This is a genomic window from Pseudomonas sp. P5_A12 (assembly GCF_056400685.1).
This window is the reverse complement of the sequence record NZ_JBFUKU010000517.1, coordinates 1-2,007: the sequence shown is the minus strand read 5'-3', so window position 1 is coordinate 2,007 and position 2,007 is coordinate 1. Positions and strand designations below refer to the sequence as shown.

Annotated in this window: 2 protein-coding genes and 1 pseudogene; 1 reads left to right on the top strand and 2 read right to left on the bottom strand. The window is 59.4% G+C overall.

From position 1 onward, the window contains the following. On the bottom strand, positions 1-394 hold a 394-nt coding region (locus tag AC1DSG_RS30650), incomplete at its 3' end, for an aldo/keto reductase (RefSeq protein ID WP_477794216.1). 118 nt (positions 395-512) lie between these two features. On the opposite strand from AC1DSG_RS30650, the gene AC1DSG_RS30645 reads away from it, so the two are divergent. Then, positions 513-1,439, top strand: a complete 927-nt coding sequence (locus AC1DSG_RS30645; RefSeq protein ID WP_477794215.1) for a LysR family transcriptional regulator — start codon at positions 513-515, stop codon at positions 1,437-1,439. On the opposite strand, the pseudogene AC1DSG_RS30640 reads toward AC1DSG_RS30645, so the two are convergent. Further along, a pseudogene (locus AC1DSG_RS30640) lies at positions 1,428-2,007 on the bottom strand (GNAT family N-acetyltransferase); the annotation flags it as partial. The gene AC1DSG_RS30645 and the pseudogene AC1DSG_RS30640 overlap by 12 nt on opposite strands.

Sequence of the window (2,007 nt, the reverse complement as noted above, 5' to 3'; positions counted from 1 at the left end):
CCTGCGGATCGATCCGGTGCTGGTAATACAAGTCGAGGGTTTCAACGTTGAGGCGTTTGAGGGTGCCGTCGATGGCCGCGCGAATGTACTCCGGCCGCCCATTGACGCCTCGGGCGCCGGGGTTGGCCGGGTCGCGGACAATGCCGAACTTGCTCGCCAGAAACACCTGCTCGCGTTTACCGGTTATGGCTTTGCCGATCAACTCTTCGTTGGTGTGAGGGCCGTACATGTCTGCGGTGTCGAGCAGGTTGATCCCGAGTTCCAGCGCGCGATGCAAGGTGGCGATGGCCTCGCCGGTGTCCACGCCGGTGGTATAGAAATCGGTCATGCCCATGCAGCCCAGGCCGATGGCGGACACTTGCGGGCCGTTTTTGCCTAATTGACGTGTTTGCATGAAATCAACTCCCCGTGGTGTGAAGGCACAGTGTTGATCTTGGTAAAAACAAGATAAACCGGCTAAAACTGCTATCACTGTTCGTCATTTCCAAATAATCACCAGAGACGCCTTCGCAATGGACCGTTTCAACGCCATGCGCGTGTTTACCCGAATCGTCGAACTCGGCGGGTTTGCCAAAGCGGCAGACAGCCTGCAATTGCCCCGGGCGTCAGTCACCACGCTGATCAAGCAGCTTGAAGCGCACCTCGGAGTGCAACTGCTGCAGCGCACCACGCGCCAGATAAGCCTGACCCTTGATGGCGCTGCCTATTACCCCCGTTGTGTGCGGTTACTGGCTGACCTTGAGGAAACCGAAGCGGTGTTTTCCGCCGCACGACAAAACCCCAAAGGCCTGCTGCGCGTGGACATGCCGGCAGGGGTCGGGCGCTTGATCGTGATTCCGGCGCTGCCCGAATTCACCCGCCGTTATCCTTTGATCGATTTGGAAATCGGCTTGAATGACCGCCCCGTCGACCTGATCCGCGAAGGCGTCGATTGCGTGCTGCGCGGTGGCCTGGCGCTGGATGAATCATTGGTGGCACGGCCCTTGGTCAGGCTGGATCAGGTCACCTGTGCCAGCCCTGACTACTTGAAACGCCATGGAACACCTCAATGCCTGGCTGACCTTGCGGGGCACCGGATGGTGGAATATTTCTCCGGCAGTACCGGTAAGCGTTACGGGCTCGAATTCATGGTCAACCACGAGGTTCAGCTCATGGATTTGCCAAAACAAGTCGCGGTCAATAGCGCCGACGGTTACCTGGCGGCCTGTGAGGCGGGGTATGGACTGATTCAGACCCCGTACTACCACGTTGCCCGCCAGCTCGATGAAGGCCGTTTGTGTGAAGTGCTCGCCAAGGTGCCGCCACCGGTGATGCCGCTGACGGCGCTTTATCCTCCTCACCGCCAGTTGTCCCGGCGGGTCAGGGTGTTTGTCGATTGGCTGGTGGAGCTTTGCGCGCAGCCGGGACTTAACGTTTACAGAAAGGATTCAAGCGGCTGAACACGCGCTGTCCAGTGCCCTGACATTGCGCTGCAAGTCATCGTGCAACTGTTGCATGTCAGGGCAATGCAGGTTGAGGTGGCGCGGCTGCGCGCCACGATGAAACAGGGCGAACCATCCATCGTGGCCTGGCGTGGGCATCAATCCGGTGAAGGTGAAACCGCGCATCGTCAAACGGTGCAGGTCTTCGGCGAAGTGCCGTGACAACGCGAGTTTGACTGAGATTAGCCAATGGCGGGGCAACGCCGAGAGCTGCTCCAGCAGCCGGTTGCTCAAGCGGTGAATGGCGATGGCATAGCGCTGATGGTGTTGGCCGATGTGCAACGGTATCGAGGCTGGCGATGTCGCGGCCCGAGAAGTCCCGAAGACAGCGCTCAAGCGCTGCATTAACCCGCGGCAACTCTCGGGCCACTGAATCTCAGGTAGCGCGCGCGAGTTCCCTTGGGCCACAAAACAACCGATCACGATCGATTCCGGCAGCGACTCGGCGAAAGGCGACGGTACGTAATCGGGAAGCAATCCGGTGCTGTGAAAGCCGATGCTTTGCGCCATGCGTTGCGTGTAGGGA

Coding starts and splice junctions, on each gene's coding strand:
- AC1DSG_RS30645 (WP_477794215.1), top strand. CDS start 513: ATGGACCGTTTCAACGCCATGCGCGTGTTTACCCGAATCGTCGAACTC.